Here is a 25,570-nt window from a genome sequence, read left to right on the forward strand (position 1 = left end):
CGACGCGCCTGTCCGCAGCTGGCGCGACCGCCGACGGGCTGCCCGTCGCGCTGCTCGCCAACGTCGCCGACCCCGCGGGCGCCGCGGCCGCCGCGGCAGCCGGTGCCGAGGGCGTGGGCCTGCTGCGCACCGAGCTGGGCTTCCTCGGCCGGACCGCCGCGCCCGGGATCGACGAGCAGGTCGCCGCCTACCGGCAGGTGCTCGCGGCGTTCCCGGGCCGCAGGGTCGTGGTGCGCACGCTCGACGCGGGCGCCGACAAGCCGCTCCCGTTCGTCACCGCGCCCGACGAGCCGAACCCCGCGCTGGGGGTCCGCGGGCTGCGCACGTCATGGGAGCACCCGCGGGTCCTCGACGACCAGCTCGCCGCGATCGCCGCGGCCGCCCGGGAGTCCGACGCGCACGTGCGGGTCATGGCGCCGATGGTCGCGACCGCCGACGAGGCGCGCGACTTCGTCGAGCGCTGCGCGGCGCACGGGCTCGCGCAGGCAGGCGTCATGGTCGAGGTGCCGTCGGCGGCGCTGCGGGCACGGGACCTGCTGGCCCACGCGACGTTCGCGAGCATCGGCACCAACGACCTCACGCAGTACGCGATGGCGGCCGACCGTGAGCTCGCGCGCCTGGCCCGGCTGTCGACGTCCTGGCAGCCCGCCGTGCTCGACCTCGTCGCCGCCACGTGCGCGGGCGGCCTGCTCCGCGACCGTCCGGTCGGGGTGTGCGGCGAGGCGGCGGCGGACCCGGCCCTCGCGCCCGTCCTGGTCGGCCTCGGCGTGTCGTCGCTGTCCATGACCCCGCGCGCGCTGCCCGAGGTCGGCGCGGTGCTCGCGAGCGTGACGGCGGCGCAGTGCCGTGAGCTCGCTGAGGTCGCCCTCGCGGCCGACGGGGCCGACGCCGCGCGGGAGGCCGTGCGAGCCCGGCTGCCCCTGCTCGACGACCTCGGGCTCTGACGCCGAACTGGGTCGGGGCGGCGTCGTGCGGGACGCCGCCCCGGCCTTCGTCAGTGGTCAGCTCGCGTGGTCGGCCCGCGAGGTCAGCTCACCGGTCGGCTCGCGTGGTCAGCTCACGGCGGCGCGGCTGAGGAAGGTCTCGAGGGCGTCGAGCGAGGCGGCTGCCTCGTCGTCGTCGGCCTCGGTCGCGAGGGTCACCTCGTCACCCGCGCACACGCCCAGCGTGATGACGGACAGGATCGAACGTGCCGGTGCGGGCTTCGACCCGTCCTTCGCGATGGTCACCGGTGCGGGCTGTCGCGCGGCCTCCGCGACGAAGAGCGCGGCGGGCCGGGCGTGCAGGCCCTCCTCGATCGCGACGACGACGGAACGCTGCATGGCCTGCCTCCTGGCGGTCGACGATGACACCGGCAGGCTACTGGTCTAGACCATGATGGTCCAGGCCGGGAGCGTCAGTGCCCGTCGTGCGACCAGTGCGGAGGATCCGACGCGAGCTTGTGGACACGGAACAGGTCGGCGCCGAGCCGGTGCAGCTCGGTGTTGCCCGCGCCCGTGCGCGGCCGGTCCGGGATCTCCCAGAGGTTGCCCGACCCCGGCAGCTTCAGCAGCAGGGTGCCTGTCCAGGTGATCGTCATGTCGATCGCGGTGCCGCGCGTGTGGTTCGACGTCAGGCTCGCGACGTGCGCCATGCGCGCGAGCTGCACCATCTCCATCGCCGCGTCCCGCGAGGCCTTCTCGCTCTCGTGCACCCAGTCGATGTCGACCCCGGATCGGGGCGGGACGTCCTCGGCCGCGACCTGACCGTGCGCGACACGCCACGCGTAGTGCATGAGGTACGCGCGGCTCGGGTGCCGCAGGGTGCTGCTGACGACGACGGACGCCTCCCCCCAGCGCAGTGCGTCGACGAACCGGCCGACCCGGTACCGGAAGTCCGGCGCGAGGTCCGCCAGGTCCCGGCTGTTCGGGAAGCGCGCGTTGTGCTGGCGCCACCACGTGGCACCGCTGAGGTTCGACTTGGCGGGCACGGTCCCGCTCCTCTCGGTCCTGTCGGTCGTGCCGGTCGTGCCGGTCGTGCCGGTCGTGTCGGTCGTGTTGTTCGTGCCGGTCGTCCCGCCGCGGCGGCCGTACCGACCCGACGTCAGGTCTGCAGGTCGACGAGGCGGCGTCCCAGGACCATGAGCGCGTCCTGCCGCCCGACGAGCCCGTGGAGCTGCACGACGCCCCCGGCGGTGCGGGGGTCGTCGCGCAGTGCGCGCAGCGCCTCGGACGGGGACCCGTCGGCGGCGGACGGCCCGAGGACGCCGGTCGCCGCGCCGACGGCCAGGACGTTGCGGGCGACGTCCTCGGCGTCGGAGAACCGCCGCCGCGACGCCGAGAGCTCGACGTCCAGGTCCTCGACCACCCGCTTCACGACGGCGACCGCCCGAGCCTGTCGGGCGGACCGCCGTTCGCGCGTCGCGGAGCCGCCGTCGGGGCCGACCCGCGCGGACCGGGCGGCGACGAGCTCGGCGCGCGCCGCGGCGACGCGCGAGCTCAGCGGCAGGCGGTTCTGACGCAGGGCCTCCTCGACCCGGACCAGCCAGCGGTCGACGGCCGGCTCGAAGTCCGCCGCCCGCGCGTGGAACCGGTCGAGGACGTCGGCGGCCTCCAGGAGCAGACCCTGGAGCTCCTCGTGCTGCAGCAGGCGAAGCATCGTCTACTCCGGGACCAGGCGTGGCGCGTCGCCGCCGGCCTGCTCGACGACCGTCCACTCGACGGCCTCCTCGGTGAGCGTGAGGCTCAGCTCGAGGAGGTGGTCGCCGGCCTCGCGCAGCTGGGCGTCGGCCACCAGCACCTCGAGGCGTGGCGGCTGGACGCGAGCCTGGACGAGGGCGACCCGGAGCCGCTCCCGCAGGCGCGCCCGCAGGTCGTCGGCGGTCGTGCCCAGGCGCCCCAGCAGAACCCTCTCCGGCAGGGCCGCCGTGGCCACGGACGCGAGGTCCTCGGCCACGGCTCGCTCCCCGACGAGGTCGACGTCACCGGCGACGAGCGCGTCGATGCGCGCACCGACGACCCGGTCGAGCTCGCGTCGCGTGTCGTCGGGCAGCGTCGCCCCGAGCGCGGCGAGCTCGTCGTCGAGCACGGTCTGGAACGCGGGCCGCAGGCGTGACCCGTCGAGGACCCCGCCCACGGTCCCGGCGGTGACCCCGTCGAGCCGCTCGACGGCGACCGGGACACGGATCGTCAGCGTGGGCAGCCGGAACCGTGGCACCGGGAAGTGCTGGAGCAGCGGGTCGTGCGCGTACAGGTCCGCGACCCTGACCGCCTCGACGTCCCCCTGGACGCGGGCGAGGGCGATCTCACGGTTCAGCGCGCCCAGGAAGTCGCCGAGGTAGGCCATCGTCGTCCCTCCGTCCGCGTCAGCGCACGGTCAGCGGGGCGGGTGCCGACGTCGGCTGCGCCGTGATCGCGTCCTCGAGGATGCCGAGCAGCCGCTCCATGCCGGCCGGCATCTCGTCCTGGACGGCGGAGATGCGGACCGCGAGCGAGTACGTGCGCTCCACGTTGGTGCCGGTCTGCGTGGTGCGCTGGTACGCGGCGCTGACCTTGAGGGTCGCCGAGCCCCAGGCCCACTTGGCGCCCACCTCGAGCGAGCCGTCGACCTTGATCGACTCGTCCGTCTTGGTGTACTCGACGGAGTTGATCTTGGCGTTGAAGTCGATGCTCGTGCTCTCCACCCGGATGTACGGGATGGGCAGCATGGTGAGGATCGGCACCTCGAGCTGCATCTGCTGGATCTGCGCGGGTTGCGCCGGCCGGTTCGCCGTCGCCGTGGCCGCACCGCCGGTGCCCGGGTCGTTCGCCGCCGCCGTGATCCGGACGGTCGGGTCGGCGGTGTAGCCGCTCCCGGCGGTGGTGATCGTGATCCCCGTGATCGCGCCGTTCGCGACGGTGGCCGTGGCCGTCGCGGTCGTGCCGCCGCCGCCCGGGGCGCTCACCGTGACGGTCGGCGCCTGCACGTAACCGCTGCCGGCGTTCGTGACCGTGATCGACCCGACCTGCCCGTTGCCGTTGCCGACGGCGGGCACGTAGGGCGCGACCTCCTTCGGGTACTTGAAGGACACGTAGATCGGCTCGCCCGTCGACGCGGCCGCGGGGTCCTGCTCGGTGCCGGTCTTCTTGAAGCCGACCTCCTTGATGAAGCTGACGGTGCTCATCGCGGCCTGCGACTGCGCGCGGACCACGGCGACCAGGGGGCCGCCGAGCATCGACTCGAAGTTGATGCTCGACAGCTCGTCTCCGGGCGTGGGCATGGGAGTTCTCCTTGACGAGAGGGACGAATCGGACACGTCGAGTCTCGGGATCTGCTCGCGCGTCGTCGTCCAGCCCACGGGGTGTCCGCGACGTACGCCCCGGGGTGCAGCCGGCGATCAGGGTGCGACCGTGGCGATACCCGCCGCACGACCGAGCACCGCCGCGGGACGGACGCGCGTCCCGCGGCGGTGCTCGGTGGTGCTCGGCCCGATGCTCAGCTCGTGCGGAGCCACAGGGTCCAGCCGACGAAGATGAAGTTGCAGGTGTAGGGGCGGCCCGAGGCGATCCCGGAGAGGTGGCACAGGAGCGGGTCGGGGTAGTACCCCGCGAACTCCCAGGTGCTCGCCGTCCGCACGGCCGACGTGGTCCCCGTGGCGACGACCGGCGACGCGGTGCGCGCCCCGGTCACGGTCGCCGTGGGGACGTTCTGAGGCGTCGACGCCTCGGCGCCGGCCGCTCCGACCAGGAGCGCCGCGGCGGTGACGGCGACGGTGGGCAGGACCCGGGCGAACCGGTGGCCCCTGCGCCTCGATTCCTTCGTGTGCACGGTGTTCTTCCCCCTCCTCGGGCTCCCGCACCCCACGTCGGGGATGGACGACGGGCTCCCGATGACGGACGACGGGCGAGCCCGAGGTCCGATTCGCCAGACGGTAGGTCCGCGCATCCGAGCGGGTCGTCGGCCCGTCGCCGGACATCCGGCGTCCTCCCCGGGCAGCAGCCGAACGGCGTCGTGCACCCACGGGGGGACGACCGCCCGGCGGGCGCGTCAACGACGCACGGGAGGCGGCGGCTCGTCCGGCGCGACGAGGCCGCCACGGTAGGCCGCGACGACCGCCTGGGCCCGGTTGCCGACGCCGAGCTTCGCGAAGAGCCGGTTGACGTGCGTCTTGACGGTGCCCTCGCTGATCACGAGGTGCTCGGCGATCTCGGTGTTCGACAGCCCGTGCGCCACGAGGACCAGGACCTCGCACTCCCGAGGGGTCAGCCGCGCCAGGTCGCCCGTCGTCGCACGCGTGCTGTCCGGCCGGCCTTTGAACTCGTCGAGCAGCCCCCGCGCGACGGCCGGGTCCAGCCACGCCTCGCCCGCCGCGACCGCACGGATCGCCGACACCAGCTCGTCGGGTGCGGCGTCCTTGAGCACGAACCCCGAGGCGCCCGCCCGCAGCGCCCCGCGCACGGCCTCGTCGACGTGGAACGTCGACAGGACGAGGACCGCGCAGTCGGTCCCGGAGTCGGACGCGTGCTCGACGATGCGCCGGGTGGCCTCGACGCCGTCGAGGACCGGCATGCGCACGTCGACGAGGACGACGTCGGGCCGCAGCGCGCGGGTCTGCTCCACCGCCTCGCGACCGTCGGCCGCGAACCCGACGGTCTCGATGCCCTCCGCGTCCCGCAGGATCAGCGCGATGCCCGTGCGCACGAGCGCCTCGTCGTCGGCGAGCAGCACCCGGACGGTCACCGGGGCTCCGCGGGCAGGACGGCGTGCACCCGGTACCCGCTCGCCGACGCGGGCCCGACGTCGAGGCTGCCGCCGACGAGCTTGACGCGCTCGCGGAGGCCGACGAAGCCGAACCCGCTCGACAGCCCTCGCGTGGCGTGGACCGGCGTCCCGGCGCCGTCGTCGGTGATGTCGAGGACGAGCGCGCCGTCGTCCCACGCGCAGCGCACCGTCGCCGTCGTGCCGGGGCCCGCGTGCCGCGTCACGTTGGTGAGCGACTCCTGGATGATCCGGTACGCGGTGAGGTCCACGCTGGGGTCGAGCGGTCCCGCGGTGCCCGTCGTCGACACCGCGACGGACACGCCGGTCGCGCGGATCTCCTGCACGAGCGCCGGCACGCGCGACAGACCCGGCGAGGTGCCCGTCCCGTCCGGCCCGGGTCCGGGCTCCGCCGCGTCGACCTCGTCCGCGACCGTCCGCAGGACCTCCAGAAGGCGGCGCAGCTCGCTCATCGCCTGCTTTCCGACCGCCTCGACCGACGAGAGCGCGTCGAGGACCTCCGGCGACGTGCGCGGCGCCTCCCCCACCAGCACCCGGTGTGCGCCGGTGGTCTGCAGCACCATCACGGTGACGGCGTGCGCGACGACGTCGTGCAGCTCCCGGGCGATCCGCAGCCGCTCGGCGGTCACCGTCGCGGCCGCGAGCGCCTCACCGGAGCGCACGAGCTCGACCGCGCGCGCCCTCGACGCCGCGACCCACCGCCCGACGCCGAAGGCGGTGGTGTCGAGCAGCGTGAACACGGTCATGACGGCGACCACGACGAGCACGGGCCGCGCGCCGCCCACCGACAGCGCCTCGGAGGTCGCCGCGACGCCGTGCGCCGCGAGCACCGCCCCGAGGCACGCGACCGCCGGTGCGAGCGGCACGGCCGCGGCCGCCGTGTACAGCGCGACGAGCAGGGTCAGCAGCGGCCGGGAGCCGACCGTCACGGTGAGGAGCACCGCCCAGGCGGCCAGCGTGACGCACACGGCCACGGGCGCGCGACGCCGGAACGAGAGCACCGGGACCGCCGCCGCCCCCGCCGCGACCACGAGCCACAGCGGGACCGGGTCGAGCAGGACCCACGCACGGTCGGTCGGCGCCTCCGTCAGGCGCGTGAACAGCACCGTGTCGATCCCCACGACGAGGACCGCGAGCAGGACGTCGCCACGGCTCGGCGCCGGCGCCGGCGGCCGCAGCGGTGCGGCACCGACCTGCCACCGGCCGCCTTGCCGCCACCGCGACCGCAGCACGGGCTCAGTCCCACCGGAAGATCTGGCAGATCCAGCTGAACTGCGTCGGTGCGGGGCCCGGTGTCACCGCGACGGCGGGCCTGGCCGTCGGGTCGTCGCGCGGCGCGGTCACCTCGCCCGCGGGCGGTGACGCCTCGACGCCGACCTCGGCGAGCACGCTGCTCCAGCTCGGCGCCGGGCCGTCGAGCAGCTCGTGCACCAGCCCTTCGGCGACCTTGCCGAGCGTGGGCACGGCACCGGGCGGTTCCTGCACGACCACCAGACCCAGGCTGCCCGCCGGCGCCGCACCCTCCGGGTACCCGACCGTCACCTCGACCGGCGTCAGCCAGGTCCCGGCGTCGGGACGTCGCAGGCGGATCCGGCTCCCCCGCGGAACCGTGGGCCACGGCGCGAACACCGCCACCAGCTGCTGGTCCGGGCTGGCGACGAGCACGCCGTGCGCGACCTGGTCCTCCTCGACGACGAGCTCCACGGGAGGGAACGTCGCGTCGCCGGGTCCGGTGCTCATGCCGACAGCCCCCCGTCACGTCGTCGACGGCCCGGGAGCACCAGCACCCGCCGGGACCGGTCCGCGCGTCGGCTCGATGGTACCGCTGGTGTGACCCAGGTCACACGCTGCGGCGCCTCTGGCCCGCCGGGGCGCGACAGCCTGCGGGCACGCGGCCCGTCAGCGGGTGCGGAACGGGCCGTGCAGCGCCGCCCACTGCAGCAGCATGATCGTCTTCGCGTCGGCGACCTCCCCGGTCAGCGTCATGGCGAGCGCGTCCGCGAAGGGCAGCTCGACGACCTCGATGTCCTCGCCCTCCGCGGCGACGCCGCCGCCGGCACCCGTGCGCTGCGCGGGCGTGTAGGGCGCGGCCCAGAAGTGCAGGCGCTCGGTGACCGAGCCCGGGCTCATCCAGGCGTCGAAGACCCGCTCGAGCGCCCCGACCTGCACACCCGTCTCCTCCTGCGCCTCGCGGCGGATCGCCGTCTCGGGGTCGTCGTCGTCGAGCAGGCCGGCGGCGGCCTCGAGGAGCATCCCGTCCGGGTGGCCGTTGACGTAGACGGGGAAGCGGAACTGCCGCGTGAGGAGCACCGTCGCACGGTCGGGGTCGTACAGGAGGACGGTCGCCCCGTTGCCGCGGTCGTACGTCTCACGCTGCTGCCGCACCCACCGCCCGTCGGCGCCGCGGTAGTCGAACGTCGTCCGGCGCAGCACGTGCCAGGCGGCGGCGAGCAGCTCCACCGCGACCACGCGGACGCGAGGGTTGCCCGTGAGGTCGAGTCCGGTGCGGTCGAGGTCGGTGCGGCCACGGTGGTCCGGGACCCGGGTCCCGGGCTGCGCGGGCGACGGCGTGGAGGTGGTCGTGGTCGTGGTCGATGTCGCAGGGGGCATGTGTGCGACAGTACGTGCAACACTCGGCAAGAACAAGAAAGAACGTGCAGCACCGGGAGGCCGCATGCTCACCGCACAACGTCGTGACGTCCTGCTCGACAGGCTCCACCGCGACGGTCGCATCGTCGCCAAGGACCTCGCCGCCGAGCTCGGGCTGTCACCCGACACCGTCCGGCGGGACCTGCGCGACCTCGCGCAGGCCGGCCTGTGCCAGCGCGTCTACGGCGGCGCGCTCCCGGCGTCCCCCGCCGTCGGCGACCTCGCGAGCCGCAGAGGAGTGAGCGTCGCGAGCAAGGACCGCGTCGCCTCCGCGGCCGCACGGCTCGTCACCCCCGGCTGCACCGCGATCCTCGACGGCGGCACCACCACGCTCGCGGTCGCCCGGGCGTTGCCGCCCGACCTGGACGCCACGATCGTGACGCACAGCCCGGGCGTCGCGGCAGCGCTGGTCGAGCACCCGCGTGTCGAGGTGGTCGTGCTGGGCGGCCGACTGTTCAAGCACTCGGGGGTCGCGTGCGGTGCCGCGGCCGTCGAGGCGGCGGAGCGCGTCACGGCGGACGTCTTCCTCCTCGGCGTCACGGGCGTGCACCACACGGCCGGGCTCACCACGGGCGACGCGGACGAGGCCGCCATGAAGCGCGCCCTGGCGCGTCGCGCCGCCGACACGTTCGCCCTGGCCAGCGCGGAGAAGGTCGGCGCCGCGTCGCGTTTCGCGGTCCTGCCGCTCGACGAGGTCGCGGGCGTCGTCACCGACGTCGCGGACGACGACCCGACGCTCGTGGAGCTCCGGCGCGCGGGCATCGCGCTGCTCCCCGCCTGACGGGCCGCCACGCGGCGCTCGCGAGCGGTCACGACACGCGCGCGGACCAGGCGTCAGCCCAGCGTCTCCGCCTCCTGCGCGACGCGGAGGAAGTCCTGCACCTCGACGGGCTCGAGCCGGTCGAGCACGGCGACGGCGTCCTGCTCGTCGACGTACGTGGTGTCGACGCGCCACTCGACGTCGCCGACGCGGACGAAGACGTACCGCGTGGCGTTGTCGCGGAGCGTGACGGTGCCGTGCTCCCCGTGACCGATCACCGTGCACGTCGGCTCGGAGCCCAGCGGCGCGCAGTCCGTCCGGTCCGTGCTCACGTCGACGACGTAGTTCGCCTCGTCGGCTGTGCCGGCCCCGCGCCGCCACTGCATCGTGAGGTCGAGGTCCGACCCGGGGTACGGCCACCGCGTCGTCAGGTAGGACCACCCGCCGGGCAACGGGCTGTCGACCGAGGTGCCGTCCGTCAGCGGCAGCGCACCGTCGAACCGCTGCAGCTCGGTCCGCCGCTCGTCGCCGCGCTGCCAGCGCTGCAGCGCGGTGTCGCCCAGCCCGAGCAGCACGACCGCGCCCACGACGATCGCGACCCACCGCCAGCGCGCGTGCCCTGTCACGACGAGCGGCAGCAGCACGGGCAGGCTCAGCAGGCACAGCTGGGCGACCGGCCCTCCCGGCGCGCGACTCAGCGCCGCGGCCGCGACGAGCGCACCGAGCACCGCGGCGAGCGCAGGGCGCCAGCGCTCCCCCGGCGGGAGACTGCGGAAGGCGACCGACGCGGTCACGACGAGGGCGACCACGCCCAGCACCGCCGTGACGCCCATCCCGAGCAGGACGAGCCCGAGCCCTTCCCAGCCGACCGACGGGCGGTTCGCGAGCAGCGCGACGACGGCCAGGCCCACGACGGCCACACCACCCGGCACGACGAGCGTGATCAGCGCGGCGACGACGACGTCCCGACGGTTCCCCACAGCCACCGGCGGACCGTACCAGGGAGGCCCGGGCTGCCGTGGCGGATCGGCGCGAGGCGTTCCACGATGTCCACACCGCCCGCGCGACGACGAGAGGTGAGCACGCTCATGGAGCACTGGACGGCGCCGCACCAGGACCGGGAGCGCGTGAGCCGCGACGACGGGCACACCGCCAGAGGCGTCACCGAGCTGATGCTCGTCCGGCACGGGGAGAGCGTCGGCAACGTCGCGGCGTCTGCCGCCCAGCGTGCCGGCCAGGAGGTCATCGACCTCGACACGCGCGACGCGGACACCCCGCTGTCCGCGCTCGGCGCGGAGCAGGCCGCCGCGCTGGGCAGCTGGCTCGCGGACGCGTCGCGCACGACCGGCCCGGACGTCGTGTGGGTGTCGCCGTACGTGCGCGCCGTGCAGACCGCGACGATCGCGCTCGAGGCGGCGGGGCTCGACCTGCCCGTGCAGCAGGACGAGCGCCTGCGCGACCGTGAGCTCGGCATCCTCGACCTGCTCACGAGCACCGGCGTCGACGCGCGGTTCCCCGCCGAGGCTGCACGCCGCCGGCACCTCGGCAAGTTCTCCTACCGGCCGCCGGGGGGCGAGTCGTGGGCGGACCTGACCCTGCGGGTCCGGTCGTTCCTCGGCGACCTGGACCGGTGGGAGGCGGACCGCCGCGTCCTCGTGGTCGCGCACGACGCCGTCCTCATGACCGTCCGGTACGTCTGCGAGCGCCTCACCGAGACGGAGGTGCTCGACCTCGGCCGCCGCAGCCCCGTCCAAAACGCGGCCGTGACCCGGCTCGTCCGGCAGCCGAGCCGCCGCCCCGGACCTCCGCGGTGGGAGCTCACCGCGTTCAACGACGACGCCCACCTCCGCACGCAGGGGACGCCTGCCACGACGCACCCGGGAGACACCGATGCCCACCCGCACTGAGCCCGTCACGCCGCGACTCCTGCGCGAGTGGGCGCTGCCGTCGCTCGCCGGCTCGAAGTACGGGCGCGGCCAGGTCGTCGTCGTCGGCGGTGCGCGCACGACGCCCGGCGCCGTGCTGCTCGCGGGCACCGCGGCCTTGCGGGTGGGTGCCGGTCGGCTCACGCTCGCGGTCGCCCGGTCCGTCGCGGTCCCGCTCGCCGTCGCGCTGCCCGAGTCAGGTGTCGTCGGGCTTCCCGAGACCGAGCAGGGCTCGGTCGAGGGCACCGGGCTCGACGTCGTCGCCGACGACCTGCGCGCCGCCGACGCCGTGCTCGTCGGTCCGGGCCTCGACGACGCCGACCGCACCTCGGCCCTGCTCACCGCGCTCGTGCCGCTGGTCCGGCGGTCGACGCCGGTCCTGCTCGACGCCTACGCCCTCGGCGTCCTCGCCGACCTCCCGGACATCGCGGAGCAGCTGCGCGGCCGCCTCGTCCTGACGCCGAACACCACGGAGGCCGCGCGGCTGCTCGGCGTCCCCGACGACGACCTCGACGACACCGCGGCGGACCGCGTCGCGAAGCGTTACGGCGCCGTCGTCACGTGCCAGGGACGCATCGGCGCACCCGACGGCGGCCGGTGGGAGGTCTCGACCGGGACGCCCGGGCTCGCGACCTCGGGGAGCGGCGACGTGCTCGCCGGCGCGCTCGTCGGGCTGCTCGGCCGGGGCGCCGACCTCGCCCAGGCCGCGTGCTGGGCCACGCACCTGCACGCCACCGCGGACGACCGCCTCGCGGTCCGCGTCGGGCGCACCGGCTACCTCGCACGCGAGCTCCTCGACGAGCTGCCCGCGCTGCTCACCGACCTGTCGCCCTGAGCCACGACGACGGCCGACCCTGCGGGTCCATGAGGGCGTCGCGCGGGGTCGGCCTGCCTGAGGCTTGTCACGCGGTCCCGCATCGGCCCTGAACTGCGATGATGCATCCATGACCGATGCGCCCGTCACCCGCGTCCTCCTGGCCGACCACGAGCTCCCCGAGGAGTTCCGCACCGGGCACGTCGAGGTCCGACGCATCACGCTCGCGCCCGGGCTCGTCGCGGGCCCGCACACGCACAACGGCCCCGTGTTCGGGATCGTGACGGCAGGCTCTGTCGACTTCCGGGTCGGCGACGGGCCCGTCGTCCGGCTCCGCGCGGGCGACGTCTTCTACGAGCCGGGCGACGAGCGCATCGGCGGCTTCGACGCGACCGACGAGGGTGCCGAGTTCGTCGGCTGGTTCCTGCTGCCCACCGGTGTCGCGGGGACGCTCACGCCCCTGACCTGACGGGCACCGCGGCGCCGCTCGGCGTCACGCTGCCAGGGTGGCGGGGTCACGACACTCGGACGTCACGCGTCGAGACCGAGCGCGCGCGAGCAGCGGGCCACCTCGTCCTCCGCGAGCGCGAGGACGGCCGCCTGGACCGAGTCCTGGATCGACGCGGCGCGCCGCGCACCCGGGATGGCGATGAGACGGTCGCTCAGCGCGAGCTCCCAGGCCAGCACGACGCGCTGCGGACTGACCCCGTGCTGCTCGGCGAGCTCCGCGAAGACCGCGAACCGCTCGCCGACCGCACGCGCACCGCCACCCGTGCCGCCGAGCGGGCTCCACGGCAGGAAGGCGATCCCGCGGCTCTCGCAGTGCTTCAGCTCGCCGTAGCTGCCCGGGTGCCGCGGCGAGAACTCGTTCTGGACGCTCGCGAGGTTGCCCTCCCCCAGCACCCGCTCGGCGATCTGGATCTCCTCGACGCTCGCGTTCGAGATCCCCAGCGCCCGCACCTTGCCCTGCTTCTGGAGCTCCAGGAGGTTCTCCATGACCTCGCCGTAGACCATCCACCGGTCCGGGCGGTGGTATTGGTACAGGTCGATCGTCTCGACCCCGAGGTTCCGCAGGGACTTCTCGACCGCACCCTGGAGGTACGCGAGCGAGCCGTCGCGCCCCCACGACTCCCCCCGCCCGCGGGTGATGCCGCCCTTGGTCGCGATCACGACGTCGCTCGTGCCGCCGCCCCACGTACGCAGCGCCTGGCCCACCAGGCGCTCGTTGTGGCCCATGGCATCCCACGACGGGGCGTAGATGTCCGCGGTGTCGATCAGCGTCACACCTGCGTCGAGAGCGGCGTGGATCGTCGCGATCGCGTCGTCCTCGCTCGGGTACGCCTTGTCGTCGTTCATGGACAGGGGCATCGCGCCCAGTCCGACGGGGCTGACGTGGAACGGGCCGAGCTGTCGCGTGTGCACGCGTCCATGCTGCCCTGCGCCCGGCGGCTCGGCTCGGGGGACGTCGGTGTGCTCGTGCGGTCGTCGGGTCGTCGCCGCGCGGTTAGCGTCGGTGCATGTCGGAAGATCCTCCTCTCGCACCGCCGAGGACCTCGTGGTTCGCCGCGCTCCGCGCTCGACCCGTCCTGTGGGCGCTCCTGCCGGGGATCCTGCTCGTCGTCGCCGGGCTCTGGGTGTTCCTCGCGGTGCTCGACGGCGTCCGGGAGAAGGACGACCTGTGGGACCTCGACCAGCCCGTGCTGGAGTGGCTGGTCACCCACCGCAGCACCGGGTGGACGTCCGTCCTGGCCGCCATCACGTTCGTCACGGGGCCGACGGTCCTGCCGGTCGTCGTGCTGGTCGCGTGCGTGGTGTGGGGCCTGGTCCGACGCGAGTGGTGGCGGCCCCTGCTCCTCGCCGGGGCGATGATCGCCTCGACGCTCATCAGCCTGGCGGTCAAGGGCCTGGTCGGACGCGAGCGACCGCCCGCGGAGACCATGTTCGTGCCGGGCGCGGAGACGACGGCGTCGTTCCCCTCCGGGCACACCATCGGGACGGCGACGTTCCTCCTGGTCGCCGGGTACCTCGTGTGCAGCCGCACACCGACCGTCCCGCGCGTCGTGGCCTGGAGCGTGCTGACCGTCGTCGGCACCTCGGTGGTGGCGCTGAGCCGCCTGTACCTCGGGTACCACTTCCTCACGGACGTCGTCGCCGCCGTCGCGCTCGCGATCGCCGTCCTCGGGGGCGTCGTCGTCGTGGACCGGTGGCACACGCTCCGCCGGCAACCGGAGGCGCTCCCGGTCCCGTCATGACCGTGCGGGCGAGCCCTGCCCGCGTCGAGCACGACGGGCCGTCGATCCCTCCCATCCGTCGGCGGCGCTGCGATCCTTCGCCAGGGCGCGGGTGTCGCGCGGGGCACGGCACGGGAGTGCCGTGGCGGCTCCCGGACCGCAGACTTCGAGAGAGGCGCCGTCGTCGGCGTCCCGCGCAGCAGAACCGAGGAGCCCCCATGTCCGTCGCCGACCCGCCTCGCGACCTGCGCGAGTACATCGAGTACCTGCGCGACAGCGGTTACACCGTCCGGGACGGCCACACGCCGGACCCCGACCTCATCGACCCGCAGGGCAACCCGGTCTACACCTGGCGCGAGGGCTACCCGTATCCGGAGCTCATGGACCGCGACGACTACGAGCTCGAGAAGTACCGCCTCCAGGTCGAGCTGCTGAAGTTCCAGTACTGGCTCGAGGACAACGACAAGCGCGCGATCATCCTGTTCGAGGGCCGCGACGCCGCCGGCAAGGGCGGCACGATCAAGCGGTTCACCGAGCACCTCAACCCCCGCACGTCGCGGGTCGTCGCGCTCGGGAAGCCGAGCGACCGCGAGCGCGGCCAGTGGTACTTCCAGCGGTACACGCAGCACCTGCCGACCGCCGGCGAGATCGTCATGTTCGACCGCTCCTGGTACAACCGCGCGGGCGTCGAACGGGTCATGGGCTTCTGCACCGAGGACGAGTACCAGACGTTCATGGGCCAGGCGCCGTGGTTCGAGAAGGCGCTGGTCGACTCCGGCACCCACGTCACGAAGCTGTGGTCACCCCGCGCCCCACTCACACGCGACGGACGAGCTCATGCTTCGATCGGCCGCAGCCTGGACATCCACGCGCGGATGCCGGAGGGCGCCGCTCGGGACAACCTTCGCGCCCAGATCGACGAAGACGTGCAGCGGTGGCTGGACCGTCGGCGAGAGGGCCTCTCGGCGAACGGCGTCTGGCTCATCGCCACCGCGACAGTCTTCGCAGGCTGGCTCCTGATGGTCATTGACTCGGCGTTGCCTTCGGACGAGTGGGCAGGTCACATCTCGCTCCTCCTCCAAGGTGCATCCGTCGCGCTCCTCTTGGGCGGCGCTCTCGTCATGCTGCTGGTCGCTGGCGTCTTGCTCTGGCGTGGGGTACGCCGCATGGTGCTTGCGATAGCGGGTCGTCGAACGCATTAGCCGCACGCCGGTCCGGCCGTCACGGATCTCGCACTGCGCTCGCGCCCGCTCGACACGCCGAGCTCCGGATGAGTCTCCGGTGCACGGCGGAGCCCGCACAGTCCCCCTCGGACGGCCGCATCCGGACCGATCAGCTCCGGCCGTTGACGAGCCCGTCGAGATCGTCGCTATTCGTGAAGTCCTCGCGCATCTGAGCAAGCAACGTGTCGATGGTGATGCTTCCGCCGCCGCCGTTCTCAATCAGTTGGATTGCATGCCACCATCTGGTGGCGCCTCCACCTTCCAGGTTCAGCCGAGAAGCGTCACCACCGGCCCGCTCCCAAAGCGCGTCCTGTTGCGGTCCGGCCGGGTACAGCTTCCTGGCCACGGACACGAACCGGTTGATCTGGTCGCTAATAGGTGGTGCGGTCGCTTCCGCTCCCGCGACCGTTGTGCTGTTGGCAAGCCGGTCGAGGAGATCGAAGAGAAATGCTGCACCATTGGCCGCAGCCAGAGGCTGGGAGCCACCAGCATCCGCATCGGCTTTATGCGCCATGAGATCGGAGATACCCCGGATGGCAATGGCCTTACTGCGTTCGTTGGTCGTACCGCCGCGCAGGGCACCGAAATCCTCCATGTCGACGGCGATCGCGTCGGAGAACGTTTCGGCGATAATCTGGGCAACTTCGGCCCGATCGTCGACCACCACCTTCTCGCCGACGACGATAGGCCCCACGAAAGCTTCTGGCATGCGACCGGTCGCCGGCCACACTCCGCCGTCGCTCTTTATGCGCGCCTGCCACGAGTTGTCCGCTGAGACCGCGCGCGCGAGTTGGAGGAGCGAAGGACTTACCGGGGCGAACTCTGGTCGGGACCTGAATTGGTTGGCCGCTTTGCCGGCTTCGACCCAGTAGATCTTTCGCGAGGCTACAACGTCGCCGATTGCAACATCCTTGACACCACCAGCGACTCCGAACATGACGACACACTTCGGACGGAACGATTCCTCGGCCCTTGTGGCAAAGATGCCCGCATCGACGTTCCCCGGACCGGTCTCGATAACTGCGATCCGTTGTCCCGGGCTGGTCAGGCTCGTACCGATGTCAGCCGCAAGCCCGGAGTAGGTCTCGGTGGCAATATCGGTGAGATGACTGCGAACGGCGAGCCTCTCGAGTTTCAGGGCGGTCACAACGAGGACGTCGATATCGTTAGCGGTCATCTTTCGGTCCGTTCTCGATGGTCTTACTTAGTGCCAAAAGCTGTTGGTTACTCGGGTAGTCCTTGAGCATGGTCGCTAGGAGATCGCTGAGCGACGGCGCCCCTTTACGCCCGGCCAAGACGTCTTGGAGTGCACGGCCCCAGATCAAACGTCCGGTCTTGCCAGAAACGAGGTCGGCGTCATCACCACCGGCTCGATCCCACACCGCGTCGGTCAAGGGGCCTTGCTTATACAACTGGGCAGCGACGGTAGTCAGTGCATCCAGGATCTCGCTCCTGGTAACCTTGGGGAGGACTGGGCTTCCCGATTTCACGTACTTAGCCAACCGGTCGAAGAACCCGAACATGCTGTCCACAGTCGCTGCCGCGCGCGTCAGGTCGGCGCGGACACCGCTCAGCGCGACGATGCGCTCGGCGGCTAGCCGCCAGCCGCGCGTGCGAACCAGGTTGCCCAGCGTTGCTTGTTCCGATGTGGTGAAGGTTGCGTTTTCGATGACGATGATGGCATTGTAAGCGGTGGCTTCCCGGATGCACGACAGAAGGATGAGGGCCTGAGTTGCGGATTCCCGGGACACAGAGGCGAGGAGGTCCGACGAAAGAATTGCCGCGACCAACGGCTGCTCGATAACTTCGCCACCGGGCCTGAACGACCTGGCGATCGTCTGCGCGGTCGCCTCCTTGAACCCGACAACTGCAGTCGAGGGAAGCTTGGACCAGACTGACGAGCGGCGCGAGTACGTGGCAATACTTGCGGACGTCGTCCGTGAAAGCGACTCCAGCGCCCGGGGTTCGACATGCTCCCCTGCGAGAATGAGGTCGAGAAGCGGTACAACCGCGTCAGCGGGGCGGACCGATGCCCACGGATCGCCTCCAGCCCTGGCGACCGCGAACCACAACGTGCGGAAGCTGACGTCATTGACGTCGCCGTCACCCAGCAGGGACGGGTCGGCGACGGCGAGGCGGGCCGCACGCTCCAAGAGTTTGCTGTCTCCCAACGCGACAGCAGCGGTGACAACGCCGGCCTCGCCGGTCCGAGCGGCGAGGATGTCGTCCGCGGACTCGTCGCGCGGCAGGAGCGCGAGCTGCTCTCTCCACGCGGCGACTGGGTCCGTGGCCGGCACGGAAAAAGCGTGCCCTATCGGGAGCCGTAGCTCCTGGGCGGAGGTTCTCAGCCATTCTGGTACCGGAGTGCCGGCGGAAAAGCTTGAGAGAATGGCGTAGTCGATGGCATGGGGGGTCCTTGCGTTGACGAACCAGGTCAAGGCATCCGGACCGTCCGTCATGGTCAACGTCGCCGCCACAAGCCGCTCCAAATGGACATCTTCGATGGCTGCTGATGTGGCCGAGCCCAGTTCAGCGAGAAAAGCGTCGCTCGGTTCGGACTGCAGCGACGTCGCGGCAGCGATCACCTCGGCGGTGCGGGACCTGTCGGGCACGGTTGCTGTGGCCCAGATGTCGAAAAGCCGGCGACGTACCCCACTTCTATATGCATGCCACGGAAGGCCACGAAGTCCTCGCACGTCGACGAAGGATGCAAGTGCGGTCAAGCTCGAGAGGTGCTCCATGCCCGCGTCCTTCAATCCGACACCCTTCTCAGGGTCAGGTTGTAGAAGACCAAGCAGTTGAAGCAGTGCTCGGGCGGCTTCGTGGTCCAATGTCGGTAAGCGGTCGAGGAGTGTTGCGGCGGCAGCGAGGTGACGCCAGGAGGCGAACTGAACACGGCCGAGGCCGAGCTGGATCGCAAGCCCATCCGCGATGCCACCGTCGTCTCCAAACATGGCATCGCGGACCGGGTCCGCCACCTCGGCCGAGTCGCTCGACGCCGTCGGCCAGCCCGCCCACCGCGGGAGGACGCTCGCAGCGGTCTTGATAAACCGAAGGGACTCCCGTTCGTTCGGAACGGAGATCCGGTCTGGGTGCGCGGCTGCGCCGACAACTAGTCGGGTCCGATCCTCGGGGCGCAGGTGGGCCCATAAGCATGTGACCGCATCTCGAAACCCCTTGCCTGCCCAGACGACTTGACCCTTCGCTATGAGCGCTGACGCTGCCGCCTTCGCGCCAGCAGGGTGGGTGTGCAGGCACGGTTCAGCAGCGCCGAGAACGAACCGGGCAGCGTCGAGGGGACTCTCGACCGAGACAGATCCGTTGATAGTGCTCCAGAGGGTGTCGACGTCCAGCATTTCGGCCGCTGCAATGGGAACGACGGCTGCGGTGGTGACGACCATGCCGGCGCGGTCGGCCTCGAGATCGACGACGGTGGATCCGACGATGAAATTGTCGTTCAGTCGATAGGCGGAGACGAACGGCTCAAGACCTAGTCCCTCACTGAGAGCCGGAGCGTCTGTCCGCCACACGATGGCGGTTAGGACCGAGCCCTCTACGCCGCTGTGTCCAAGGAGGTCGTGCGCGCCGGACTTATTGCCGAAGCGCGCGAGGTGAAATTGAGTCATTCCGCCGCGATCAACTTAGTGAGGTCGGGATCGTGTGTTCCATCCTCCAACACCAGCCAGCCCATGGCGCCCGGCCCTTGATCGATGAACTCGACGGCAGGATCTGCGTCGGTCAGCGCACGGCCCTGCGCGGAGAGACCCAACACCCGGTAGCCGCTGCCAAAGGTCGTTGTGCAGTACGAGTCGAGGAGGGCCAGTTGGTTGTGCACGATCTGTGAAGGCATTGTCCCATCGGCGTGGCCGAGCTCGTCCCAGCATGACAGCACGACGGTGACACGCAGATCGCTGACCACTCCTAGCTGGGCTCGACCATGCTTAAGGAGTTGTAAGAGATCAACAAGAAACATGTCGATGGGCATTCGCTGAGCGTCCGCACCAGTGGGAGGCTCGGGCGAAGCGCTCGCGAGTAAGCCGACGGGTCGGCTGACCAGGTCAGGCATGTCGGGGTACAGCGAGAGGCGAACCATGACGACCCAGTGGTCGCTCGTCGCTGCTAGATCGCGCCACCGGTCTGGCAGGCGTAACGCATCACCGACGCGACGCAGATCTTCACCTGCATAGTCGGGAACGGTGATGTCCCACTCACGGCCGGTCTCGTTGTCGACGAGCGGGAGGGTGAGGCTGGTCTCGGTGCCGTTAGCCGTGTGCCCGGCGGGGCGACCGCTGGCAAGGCGGGTGAGCCCATCCTTGATTGCGACCATTGAGTCAACTGCTCCGCGAAGCTGCACCTGGCCATCACCATCGAATACACGACCGTACAACTGGAGCAGGTACGTAGACTTGCCAGCGTCCGGGCCGCCGAGCACGAGCACCTGACCGCTGGTCTTCATCGACGCACTCCCCGCAGATGCACCGCCATCTGACGCATCCATCTACCCGGCTCACCGGTGCTTGCGTATCTGGCGCGGAACGCGGCATCGATTGCCAGATCGATCGGTTCGACGATGGATGCAAAGTTTCCCGGGTCATGAGCTGAGACCCGCAGGGCCTCCGCCCCGAAGTACTTTCGATTGACTTTATCAATCGCTTCCCGAATATTTTCAGGGACACCGACGTCGGCCTTCGCGAGAACCGGAATCACGGGCCGTCCTGTCGCAGCCGTCTTAAGCCGAATCGCGAGCGACTGGTAGTTCGCGCGAGCCTGACCACGCTCCTCACCGCGAAGCGCGTCGCCGTCAGCGAGGAGCAAGAACGCGTCTGCGTGGTCGGCCACCCACTGAGCACCTTCGGCAAGCGCGGGTTCCTCGGCCCAACGGGAGAACCACTCACCCGGCGCGTCAGTGAGTAGAACGTGACGCCTGCGGGCGCCATCCGCGGGAGCCTTTGGGTTTGAGTACGCGACGTGCAGGAGCGCAGGAGAGCGATCGTCGGATGACGACGTGTGCGGCGGGAAACCCGAGCCAACCGGCTGCCACTGCAGGTGTCGCGCGATGTGCTGCCAACCCATCAGGGTGTACGACCCCGCGAACGACCGACTGAACACGCCCAGTCCCCGTCGAGCAGCGATCCAATGAGCGGCGAGCAGGGTGGTCTTGCCGGAACCAGCTGCCCCCACTACACCGATCACATGCGGCCGGCCGAGGGCAGCGACTGAGAACGCATCGGTGAGGCCGAGCGCGAGACCAGACCATGGGAGTCGCTGACCCGGCGCCACTTCCTGCTCTGGCGCCGAAGCGGCCCTGGGTACTGGGGCAGTTAGGTGCTCGCAGCCCGCAACGTTGCCTAGGATGCAGCCAGTGTCAGGGGCGTAGCAGTTCTCACGGCTGCAGGCGACCCCTCCCGCCGTCGCTGTCATGATTTGTCGGAACCAAGGCCGCTGAGCCGTCGAGCCTGGAGGTCCCTAAACAGCAGGACCGCGGCTCGACCGGCCTTGATTTCACTCTCCCGTGCCAGCAGCTGGGTCCTTGCCTCGGACTGAGCGGCGTCAAGCACGAGTGCTGGAGTGTGCTCGCTACCGGCGGGCAAGTTACCGGCCGCGGGCGCCAAGCCCTCGATGGAGATCTCCGCATTTCCGCTCGCCTCCGTGACCACCCCGGAAAGCAGGTGCTCGGCCGCCAGCGGCGCGACCTCGGGCATGAGGAGGTGCAGGTCATAGGCCGCGACGACGGTTACCTCGGCCGGCTTGAGATCGGAGTACCCGACTCGACGCGTCGGGCTGAACGCTGTGCGCTGCCACCACAGTAGTTCGCCGCGCAGGCGCGTCGATTCAATGGCGTTCTCCTGTGCCGCGAGGATCTCGCGCAACTTCCTGCCGAGCTCACCTGCGAACGCTCGAAGGTCTTCGTTCGACCGGCGGAGGGCGGCCGCAGCGGCAACCTCCGACACGCTCACGAGCGAGTCGACGTGAGCTGTATACCCGGACATCAGTGTCGATGCGAACGTATTCCAGTTGCCCGAAGAGACGAAGTTTGCTGCTTCCTCGCGCAATGCTGCCGCGGACACCTTGATTCGGTCGTCGTCGAACTTCGACACGGAGGGCATCGTCACCTTCGACGACACCGAGACCGGAGACCAAGCCCCCTCCACGCGTTTCCACACCGCGTCGTCCCACGTCTTCGCCAGGTCGCTCAGCGGCTCAGCCCAACTGCCCACCGGGAGTTCCTCCAGCGCGGTGCGCAGCGAATACCAACCGGCGGCGAGAACGTTCGAGTCGTTCTCGGCCGCTGTCGCGACGGCCGCAAGCGTGATCGCGCGAAGCAGCGACAGCGGCGGCTCGTCGAAGGCGTTCCGAACAGTCTCCCATTGCGCGGCTAGCTCCTGGTATGCCTGCGCGAGAGGGTCGGATTCGGCGCCGCAGTCTTCATCAACCGCAGCGACGACGGCGTGCGGCACTAGGGAACGCAAGTCGCCTTCGAAGCGCTTGCTGAGCGAGAGGGCAGCACCGCGCACCATCGTCAGCCGCTCTTCCCCCTCACCGATCTCGGTCAGGAGCCTCCGCTGCAGAAGCTCACCAATCAGATCCATCAGTCTCCAATGTGTCGTGCTCTTCGACTCGGTCGGTGACGTCCAACACGTTAGCAACCCGCTCGGACACTTGGCCCACACCTGAAGGCCGAACCGCAGATGTCACCCGTGCCGTTGGCTCGGGATCGTCTGGGCCGTCGGGTTCGTGAGCCGGTCGCCTTCCTCTTCACTCACTCGGCAGGTACCTCTCCGTCGACCACGTCGACCGCGGCAGCGCAATGCCTGTGACAGGAGTATTCGAGCCCTACTCGGCGCCGTCGTCACTGCACGGTGGCAGACGGAGCTGCTCCCCGCGTGCCATTCCTCGATTTCGAACTTCGACGGATTTGTCCGTGACGGTCTGGTGCACACCGGTTTCAACGCCATAGCGCAGTGGATGCCCGTTCGACCGGATCGACCACGGCTCAAAATCTCTTCCGAGGATCTGCGGCTCTCGAGCATGGATCGAAGCCTCGAGTCTGCATCGTCGCGCTGGCCGCGCACATCGATGCCACTTCGAGATTGCACCGGCCGGGTTGATGAGAGAACCAGGCGTACGCCACGTTGCATACGCCAACCGCGCGACCTCCTCCTCCGCGGATCGGTGACGGTGACCGCCATCAGCGCCTCGCTCCGACGAGTGTGGGCACGCCGGCGTGCGTCCTGGACACAGTCCCAGGTCGCGGACACGGCCGTGTCACTGGCTCGATCCCGGTGCGCCAGGCCGCGGCGGCGGCGCGGAGCGCCTGCACCTGCTCAAGGGTCAGGGCGTGCACGGTGCGCTTGGGGCGGGTCAGCGCCGAGGTGCCCTCCACGGGGTTGCGAGCGATCGCGTCGTGCCGCAGGGCGAAGGCGAACATCTGGTTGAGCAGCGTGCGGGTGTGCTTGGCGCGTGACCAGGAGATCGCGGACTGGGTCTTGAGGAACCACTCGACGCGCCCGGTGGTGATCTCCCCCAGGGTGTAGGCCTCGAACGCCGGGCGCACGTGCAGGCGCAGGTCGTCGCGATAGTTGTCCTTGGTGCCCTCGGAGATCTCGCGCACCTCGAGGTCGGCCAGCCAGAGCGCGCACAGCTCGTCGAACCCGCTGGAGACGCTCAGCACTCCCCCGCTCCCGTAGCCCGGGCGCTCGACCAGGCGCTGCTTGAGCGTCGCCTGGGCTGCGCGCGAGGTGCGGCCGACAGCCGTGACGCTGCGGAGCCGCCCGTCGATGTCCCGGTAGCGCGTGAAGGCCCGGTAACGGCCGCCAAGGTCGGTGACGGCGATCTCGCCGTAGGTGCCGATGGCCGTGCGAGGGCGTCCGCGCATCATGTGCGCCCCGCCGAGTGGTGCCGGCGGGCGTCGGCGTCCTCCATGTCCGCGATCCACGCCTCGACCTCGCTGCGGCGGAACCGCAGCTGTCGTCCGACCCGGAACCCGCGCGGACCGCGACCCTGGGAGCGCAGGTCGTACAGCGCCTGCGGACGGACTGACAGAAGGTCGGCGAGCTCGTTGATCGTGAGGGTCGGCTCGGCCAGGGGCGTCACGGTGGTGTCCATGGGACCAGGTGTGCGCCGCTGCTCCAAGGCGCGACGAGAGCGCCCGAGCGGGAGGGTGGTTCGGCCGATGCCGAACCGATAAGTGTCGACTAAATGTCGAGTGGCCACGTCTGCTCCTGTGTTCAGGATCCCGACGTGGCCTCTGACCTGCTACTTCGGTGGAGCTGAGGGGACTCGAACCCCTGACCCCCTGCATGCCATGCAGGTGCGCTACCAGCTGCGCCACAGCCCCGTTCCGAACCCGCCGGAGCGGGTCCCACACCCTTGCGGGCGCTCGGAGAGTCTAGGACGAACCCCGGGCGATCTCCTAATCGGGGTCGCGGGTCTCGGCGTCCGCACCGGACTCGCGGCGGTCGGGGCCGGCGTTCCAGTCGGTCGACGCGTCGGTCGGGCCGAGGTTGTAGCCGGTGAGCCGCCAGCCGGGCACGCCGTCGAGCGTGGTCGCGACGAGCTCGGTCCAGTGCGCGTTCAGCATCCCGGCGAAGGCGTGCAGCCGGTCCCCCAGCCCGAGCAGGCGGCCGACGGTCGAGCTGATCGCGGACCCGTGCGACACGATCACGAGCGTGTCCGCAGGGCCGAGCGCGGCGGCGTGCTCGGCGACCGCGAGGGCGACCCGGTCGGCGACCTCGGCGCGCGTCTCGGCGCCGACCCCCTCGGGCTCTCCCCCGGCCCGCCAGACGGCGAACTCGTCGGGCCACGACGCGACGATCTCGTCGCCCGTGAGGCCTTCCCAGATGCCGAAGCCGCGCTCGCGCAGGCGCGGGTCGACGACGAGCTCGAGGTCGGCGGACCGCGCCAGGTACGCGGCGGTGTCGTGTGCACGGCTGAGGTCGGACGTCACGATGCGCGTCGGCTCGTGCCGCGCGATCATCCGCGCGGCGGCCGTGCGGGCCTGCCAGCGGCCGACGTCGTCGAGCGGGATGTCGACCTGGCCCTGGAGGCGCGCGGAGGCGTTGTGGGCGGTGCGCCCGTGCCGCCACAGCAGCACGCGTCCGGCGGTCACGCCTCGCTGCCCTCGCCGTGCACGTCGGCGGGGAGCTCGATGAGCGGGCAGTCCTTCCAGAGCCGCTCGAGCGCGTAGTAGACGCGGTCCTCGGCGTGCTGGACGTGCACGACGACGTCGCCGAAGTCGATGAGGACCCAGCGGCCCTGCCCCTTGCCCTCGCGGCGCACGGGCTTGCTGCCGAGGTGGAACAGCGCCTCCTCGACGGCGTCGACGATCGCGCCGACCTGCCGCTCGTTGGTGCCGGAGGCGATGAGGAACACGTCGGTCAGGACGAGCTGCTCGCTGACGTCGAGCGCGATGATCTCCTGCGCCTTGAGGTCGGACGCGGCGCGGGCCGCCGCCACGGCGAGCTCGACGGCTCGTTCGGTCGCGGGCACGGAACTCCTCGGGTGGTTCGGTCAGGTGGTGAGCGGGGCGCTCACGTGGGTGGCGTCCGCCGCCGGGGCCGCGTTCGCAGCGGGCTCCTCGCCGCGGGCGTTGTTGAGCAGCAGCACGATGAGGAACCCGAGCACGAACGCGACGAGCGCGAGCACGATCAGGTGCAGCCACGTGTACGGGTGGCGGGGGCGCTCGTCGTCCTCGTCCTCGTCGTCGTCCTCGTCCAGGTCGTCGACGCGCGTCGCGCCGGCAACCGGTGCGTCGGAGCGCTTGCCGAAGGGGGCTCCGGCGACCGGACCTGCTGGGGCGCCGGCGGCGGCGCTCGCGCCGCCCCAGGACCCGGGGACGGCGGTGGCGGGACCACCCGGGGCCGCGGTCAAGCCCTCGGGCGCTCCCGGTGCGGCGACGGGCGCCGACGACGTCGCGGACGGCCAGCCCGGGCTCGCGGACGGCTGCTGCGGCACCTCGGGGCCGGTGGGCCGGGCGTCGGTGCGGGACGTGGACGGGTTCCACGACGCGGCGGACGGCGACGGGCTCCACGGCGCGGACCGGTCGGTCTGCGACGCGGAGCTGGCGGACCACGACGACGAGGCGGCGCGCGGGTCGGCCGGTGCTGCCGACGCGGGCCGACGCTCGGGCGACGAGGCAGGCGGCGTGGCAGCCGCCGGGTCGGGACGCGACGGTGCAGGCCAGCCCGCGGGCTGCTGGGGCCACGACGACGCCGCCGGGGCGGGTGCGGGCG

The 25,570-nt window shown here is 71.4% G+C and carries 30 protein-coding genes and 1 tRNA gene; 8 read left to right on the forward strand and 23 right to left on the reverse strand.

Annotation, left to right across the window (positions count from 1 at the left end; genetic code table 11):
• Nucleotides 1-944: putative PEP-binding protein (locus CTKZ_RS09160; protein ID WP_148090478.1), on the forward strand; the 944-nt coding region annotated here is incomplete at its 5' end.
• A 108-nt stretch (nucleotides 945-1,052) separates the two neighbouring features.
• Here CTKZ_RS09160 and CTKZ_RS09165 read toward each other — a convergent pair.
• The 10 genes from CTKZ_RS09165 to CTKZ_RS09210 all read right to left on the reverse strand — a co-directional run bounded on the left by CTKZ_RS09165 (nucleotide 1,053) and on the right by CTKZ_RS09210 (nucleotide 8,346).
• The gene (locus CTKZ_RS09165) at nucleotides 1,053-1,322 is read right to left on the reverse strand and encodes an HPr family phosphocarrier protein (protein ID WP_124342667.1); all 270 of its coding nucleotides are present in this window, start codon (nucleotides 1,320-1,322) and stop codon (nucleotides 1,053-1,055) included.
• A 74-nt stretch (nucleotides 1,323-1,396) separates the two neighbouring features.
• Entirely contained in the window at nucleotides 1,397-1,969 is a 573-nt protein-coding gene (locus CTKZ_RS09170) for a peptidoglycan-binding domain-containing protein (RefSeq protein WP_124342668.1), read from the reverse strand.
• 113 nt (nucleotides 1,970-2,082) lie between these two features.
• Nucleotides 2,083-2,637: a hypothetical protein gene (locus tag CTKZ_RS09175; RefSeq protein ID WP_124342669.1), complete on the reverse strand. Its 555-nt coding sequence runs from the start codon at nucleotides 2,635-2,637 to the stop codon at nucleotides 2,083-2,085.
• 3 nt (nucleotides 2,638-2,640) lie between these two features.
• Nucleotides 2,641-3,324, reverse strand: coding sequence for a hypothetical protein (locus CTKZ_RS09180; RefSeq protein WP_124342670.1), 684 nt, complete (start codon nucleotides 3,322-3,324; stop codon nucleotides 2,641-2,643).
• Between the two features lie 19 nt (nucleotides 3,325-3,343).
• The gene (locus tag CTKZ_RS09185; RefSeq protein ID WP_124342671.1) at nucleotides 3,344-4,237 is read right to left on the reverse strand and encodes a DUF2589 domain-containing protein; all 894 of its coding nucleotides are present in this window, start codon (nucleotides 4,235-4,237) and stop codon (nucleotides 3,344-3,346) included.
• Between the two features lie 215 nt (nucleotides 4,238-4,452).
• On the reverse strand, nucleotides 4,453-4,785 hold the full coding sequence (locus CTKZ_RS09190; protein ID WP_124342672.1) for a hypothetical protein: 333 nt from the start codon (nucleotides 4,783-4,785) through the stop codon (nucleotides 4,453-4,455).
• Between the two features lie 219 nt (nucleotides 4,786-5,004).
• Nucleotides 5,005-5,697, reverse strand: a complete 693-nt coding sequence (locus tag CTKZ_RS09195; RefSeq protein ID WP_124342673.1) for a response regulator — start codon at nucleotides 5,695-5,697, stop codon at nucleotides 5,005-5,007.
• A complete protein-coding gene (locus CTKZ_RS09200) occupies nucleotides 5,694-6,968 on the reverse strand; it encodes a sensor histidine kinase (RefSeq protein WP_124342674.1) in 1,275 nt (424 codons plus the stop codon). Before CTKZ_RS09200 ends, CTKZ_RS09195 begins: the two co-directional genes overlap by 4 nt.
• A 4-nt stretch (nucleotides 6,969-6,972) precedes the next feature.
• Complete coding sequence (locus CTKZ_RS09205; protein ID WP_124342675.1) at nucleotides 6,973-7,476, reverse strand: hypothetical protein; 504 nt, start codon at nucleotides 7,474-7,476, stop codon at nucleotides 6,973-6,975.
• A 159-nt stretch (nucleotides 7,477-7,635) separates the two neighbouring features.
• A complete protein-coding gene (locus CTKZ_RS09210; protein ID WP_124342676.1) occupies nucleotides 7,636-8,346 on the reverse strand; it encodes an NUDIX domain-containing protein in 711 nt (236 codons plus the stop codon).
• A gap of 64 nt (nucleotides 8,347-8,410) precedes the next feature.
• Between CTKZ_RS09210 and CTKZ_RS09215 the strand changes: the two genes are divergently transcribed.
• A complete protein-coding gene (locus CTKZ_RS09215; protein ID WP_124342677.1) occupies nucleotides 8,411-9,166 on the forward strand; it encodes a DeoR/GlpR family DNA-binding transcription regulator in 756 nt (251 codons plus the stop codon).
• Nucleotides 9,167-9,219: 53 nt separating this feature from the next.
• On the opposite strand, the gene CTKZ_RS09220 is transcribed toward CTKZ_RS09215, so the two are convergent.
• Nucleotides 9,220-10,131, reverse strand: coding sequence for a hypothetical protein (locus CTKZ_RS09220; protein WP_124342678.1), 912 nt, complete (start codon nucleotides 10,129-10,131; stop codon nucleotides 9,220-9,222).
• A 60-nt stretch (nucleotides 10,132-10,191) separates the two neighbouring features.
• Here CTKZ_RS09220 and CTKZ_RS09225 point away from each other — a divergent pair, with 60 nt between their 5' ends.
• The 3 genes from CTKZ_RS09225 to CTKZ_RS09235 all read left to right on the forward strand — a co-directional run bounded on the left by CTKZ_RS09225 (nucleotide 10,192) and on the right by CTKZ_RS09235 (nucleotide 12,353).
• Complete coding sequence (locus CTKZ_RS09225; RefSeq protein ID WP_235843413.1) at nucleotides 10,192-11,052, forward strand: histidine phosphatase family protein; 861 nt, start codon at nucleotides 10,192-10,194, stop codon at nucleotides 11,050-11,052.
• A complete protein-coding gene (locus CTKZ_RS09230) occupies nucleotides 11,036-11,905 on the forward strand; it encodes an NAD(P)H-hydrate dehydratase (protein WP_124342679.1) in 870 nt (289 codons plus the stop codon). The genes CTKZ_RS09225 and CTKZ_RS09230 overlap by 17 nt, the downstream gene beginning before the upstream one ends.
• Nucleotides 11,906-12,014: 109 nt before the next feature.
• A complete protein-coding gene (locus CTKZ_RS09235; RefSeq protein WP_124342680.1) occupies nucleotides 12,015-12,353 on the forward strand; it encodes a cupin domain-containing protein in 339 nt (112 codons plus the stop codon).
• Between the two features lie 62 nt (nucleotides 12,354-12,415).
• Here the strand turns inward: CTKZ_RS09235 and CTKZ_RS09240 are convergent, their stop codons facing one another.
• Entirely contained in the window at nucleotides 12,416-13,306 is an 891-nt protein-coding gene (locus tag CTKZ_RS09240) for an aldo/keto reductase (RefSeq protein ID WP_124342681.1), read from the reverse strand.
• Nucleotides 13,307-13,401: 95 nt separating this feature from the next.
• Between CTKZ_RS09240 and CTKZ_RS09245 the strand changes: the two genes are divergently transcribed.
• Complete coding sequence (locus CTKZ_RS09245; protein ID WP_124342682.1) at nucleotides 13,402-14,136, forward strand: phosphatase PAP2 family protein; 735 nt, start codon at nucleotides 13,402-13,404, stop codon at nucleotides 14,134-14,136.
• A gap of 197 nt (nucleotides 14,137-14,333) precedes the next feature.
• Entirely contained in the window at nucleotides 14,334-15,317 is a 984-nt protein-coding gene (locus CTKZ_RS22440; protein ID WP_235843414.1) for a polyphosphate kinase 2 family protein, read from the forward strand.
• 130 nt (nucleotides 15,318-15,447) lie between these two features.
• On the opposite strand, the gene CTKZ_RS09255 is transcribed toward CTKZ_RS22440, so the two are convergent.
• The 11 genes from CTKZ_RS09255 to CTKZ_RS21500 all read right to left on the reverse strand — a co-directional run bounded on the left by CTKZ_RS09255 (nucleotide 15,448) and on the right by CTKZ_RS21500 (nucleotide 25,292).
• Nucleotides 15,448-16,515, reverse strand: a complete 1,068-nt coding sequence (locus tag CTKZ_RS09255) for a 5'-methylthioadenosine/S-adenosylhomocysteine nucleosidase family protein (RefSeq protein WP_124342683.1) — start codon at nucleotides 16,513-16,515, stop codon at nucleotides 15,448-15,450.
• A complete protein-coding gene (locus CTKZ_RS09260; protein WP_124342684.1) occupies nucleotides 16,505-18,964 on the reverse strand; it encodes a GAP1-N1 domain-containing protein in 2,460 nt (819 codons plus the stop codon). Before CTKZ_RS09260 ends, CTKZ_RS09255 begins: the two co-directional genes overlap by 11 nt.
• Nucleotides 18,961-19,794 (reverse strand): TRAFAC clade GTPase domain-containing protein, encoded by an 834-nt coding sequence (locus CTKZ_RS09265; RefSeq protein ID WP_124342685.1) that lies wholly within the window; start codon nucleotides 19,792-19,794, stop codon nucleotides 18,961-18,963. The genes CTKZ_RS09260 and CTKZ_RS09265 overlap by 4 nt, the downstream gene beginning before the upstream one ends.
• Nucleotides 19,791-20,759, reverse strand: coding sequence for a TRAFAC clade GTPase domain-containing protein (locus CTKZ_RS22445; protein WP_235843415.1), 969 nt, complete (start codon nucleotides 20,757-20,759; stop codon nucleotides 19,791-19,793). The genes CTKZ_RS09265 and CTKZ_RS22445 overlap by 4 nt, the downstream gene beginning before the upstream one ends.
• Nucleotides 20,756-21,928, reverse strand: a complete 1,173-nt coding sequence (locus CTKZ_RS09275) for a GTPase-associated system all-helical protein GASH (protein ID WP_124342687.1) — start codon at nucleotides 21,926-21,928, stop codon at nucleotides 20,756-20,758. Before CTKZ_RS09275 ends, CTKZ_RS22445 begins: the two co-directional genes overlap by 4 nt.
• Before the next feature lie 599 nt (nucleotides 21,929-22,527).
• Nucleotides 22,528-23,217, reverse strand: coding sequence for a site-specific integrase (locus tag CTKZ_RS09280; protein WP_124342688.1), 690 nt, complete (start codon nucleotides 23,215-23,217; stop codon nucleotides 22,528-22,530).
• Nucleotides 23,214-23,444: a helix-turn-helix transcriptional regulator gene (locus CTKZ_RS09285; RefSeq protein ID WP_124342689.1), complete on the reverse strand. Its 231-nt coding sequence runs from the start codon at nucleotides 23,442-23,444 to the stop codon at nucleotides 23,214-23,216. The genes CTKZ_RS09280 and CTKZ_RS09285 overlap by 4 nt, the downstream gene beginning before the upstream one ends.
• Before the next feature lie 159 nt (nucleotides 23,445-23,603).
• Nucleotides 23,604-23,676: transfer RNA gene (locus CTKZ_RS09290), tRNA-Ala, on the reverse strand.
• 75 nt (nucleotides 23,677-23,751) lie between these two features.
• The gene (locus tag CTKZ_RS09295; RefSeq protein WP_124342690.1) at nucleotides 23,752-24,447 is read right to left on the reverse strand and encodes a histidine phosphatase family protein; all 696 of its coding nucleotides are present in this window, start codon (nucleotides 24,445-24,447) and stop codon (nucleotides 23,752-23,754) included.
• Nucleotides 24,444-24,827: a ribosome silencing factor gene (gene rsfS, locus CTKZ_RS09300; protein WP_124342691.1), complete on the reverse strand. Its 384-nt coding sequence runs from the start codon at nucleotides 24,825-24,827 to the stop codon at nucleotides 24,444-24,446. Before rsfS ends, CTKZ_RS09295 begins: the two co-directional genes overlap by 4 nt.
• A 21-nt stretch (nucleotides 24,828-24,848) precedes the next feature.
• On the reverse strand, nucleotides 24,849-25,292 hold the full coding sequence (locus CTKZ_RS21500; protein ID WP_160142862.1) for a hypothetical protein: 444 nt from the start codon (nucleotides 25,290-25,292) through the stop codon (nucleotides 24,849-24,851).
• Between the two features lie 34 nt (nucleotides 25,293-25,326).
• On the opposite strand from CTKZ_RS21500, the gene CTKZ_RS22185 reads away from it, so the two are divergent.
• Nucleotides 25,327-25,570, forward strand: a 244-nt coding sequence (locus CTKZ_RS22185; protein WP_210766392.1) for a hypothetical protein, incomplete at its 3' end; no start/stop codon positions are given.

This window comes from Cellulomonas algicola, assembly GCF_003851725.1.
Taxonomy (GTDB): Bacteria; Actinomycetota; Actinomycetes; order Actinomycetales; family Cellulomonadaceae; genus Cellulomonas; species Cellulomonas algicola.

Bases quoted from the DNA above. Each gene is read 5' to 3' on its own strand.
- CTKZ_RS09165 (WP_124342667.1), bottom strand. From the start codon at position 1,322: ATGCAGCGTTCCGTCGTCGTCGCGATCGAGGAGGGCCTGCACGCCCGG.
- CTKZ_RS09175 (WP_124342669.1), bottom strand. From the start codon at position 2,637: ATGCTTCGCCTGCTGCAGCACGAGGAGCTCCAGGGTCTGCTCCTGGAG.
- CTKZ_RS09180 (WP_124342670.1), bottom strand. From the start codon at position 3,324: ATGGCCTACCTCGGCGACTTCCTGGGCGCGCTGAACCGTGAGATCGCC.
- CTKZ_RS09185 (WP_124342671.1), bottom strand. From the start codon at position 4,237: ATGCCCACGCCCGGAGACGAGCTGTCGAGCATCAACTTCGAGTCGATG.
- CTKZ_RS09205 (WP_124342675.1), bottom strand. From the start codon at position 7,476: ATGAGCACCGGACCCGGCGACGCGACGTTCCCTCCCGTGGAGCTCGTC.
- CTKZ_RS09210 (WP_124342676.1), bottom strand. From the start codon at position 8,346: ATGCCCCCTGCGACATCGACCACGACCACGACCACCTCCACGCCGTCG.
- CTKZ_RS09215 (WP_124342677.1), top strand. From the start codon at position 8,411: ATGCTCACCGCACAACGTCGTGACGTCCTGCTCGACAGGCTCCACCGC.
- CTKZ_RS09225 (WP_235843413.1), top strand. From the start codon at position 10,192: ATGTCCACACCGCCCGCGCGACGACGAGAGGTGAGCACGCTCATGGAG.
- CTKZ_RS09230 (WP_124342679.1), top strand. From the start codon at position 11,036: ATGCCCACCCGCACTGAGCCCGTCACGCCGCGACTCCTGCGCGAGTGG.
- CTKZ_RS09235 (WP_124342680.1), top strand. From the start codon at position 12,015: ATGACCGATGCGCCCGTCACCCGCGTCCTCCTGGCCGACCACGAGCTC.
- CTKZ_RS09245 (WP_124342682.1), top strand. From the start codon at position 13,402: ATGTCGGAAGATCCTCCTCTCGCACCGCCGAGGACCTCGTGGTTCGCC.
- CTKZ_RS22440 (WP_235843414.1), top strand. From the start codon at position 14,334: ATGTCCGTCGCCGACCCGCCTCGCGACCTGCGCGAGTACATCGAGTAC.
- CTKZ_RS09255 (WP_124342683.1), bottom strand. From the start codon at position 16,515: ATGACCGCTAACGATATCGACGTCCTCGTTGTGACCGCCCTGAAACTC.
- CTKZ_RS09260 (WP_124342684.1), bottom strand. From the start codon at position 18,964: ATGACTCAATTTCACCTCGCGCGCTTCGGCAATAAGTCCGGCGCGCAC.
- CTKZ_RS09265 (WP_124342685.1), bottom strand. From the start codon at position 19,794: ATGAAGACCAGCGGTCAGGTGCTCGTGCTCGGCGGCCCGGACGCTGGC.
- CTKZ_RS22445 (WP_235843415.1), bottom strand. From the start codon at position 20,759: ATGACAGCGACGGCGGGAGGGGTCGCCTGCAGCCGTGAGAACTGCTAC.
- CTKZ_RS09275 (WP_124342687.1), bottom strand. From the start codon at position 21,928: ATGGATCTGATTGGTGAGCTTCTGCAGCGGAGGCTCCTGACCGAGATC.
- CTKZ_RS09280 (WP_124342688.1), bottom strand. From the start codon at position 23,217: ATGATGCGCGGACGCCCTCGCACGGCCATCGGCACCTACGGCGAGATC.
- CTKZ_RS09285 (WP_124342689.1), bottom strand. From the start codon at position 23,444: ATGGACACCACCGTGACGCCCCTGGCCGAGCCGACCCTCACGATCAAC.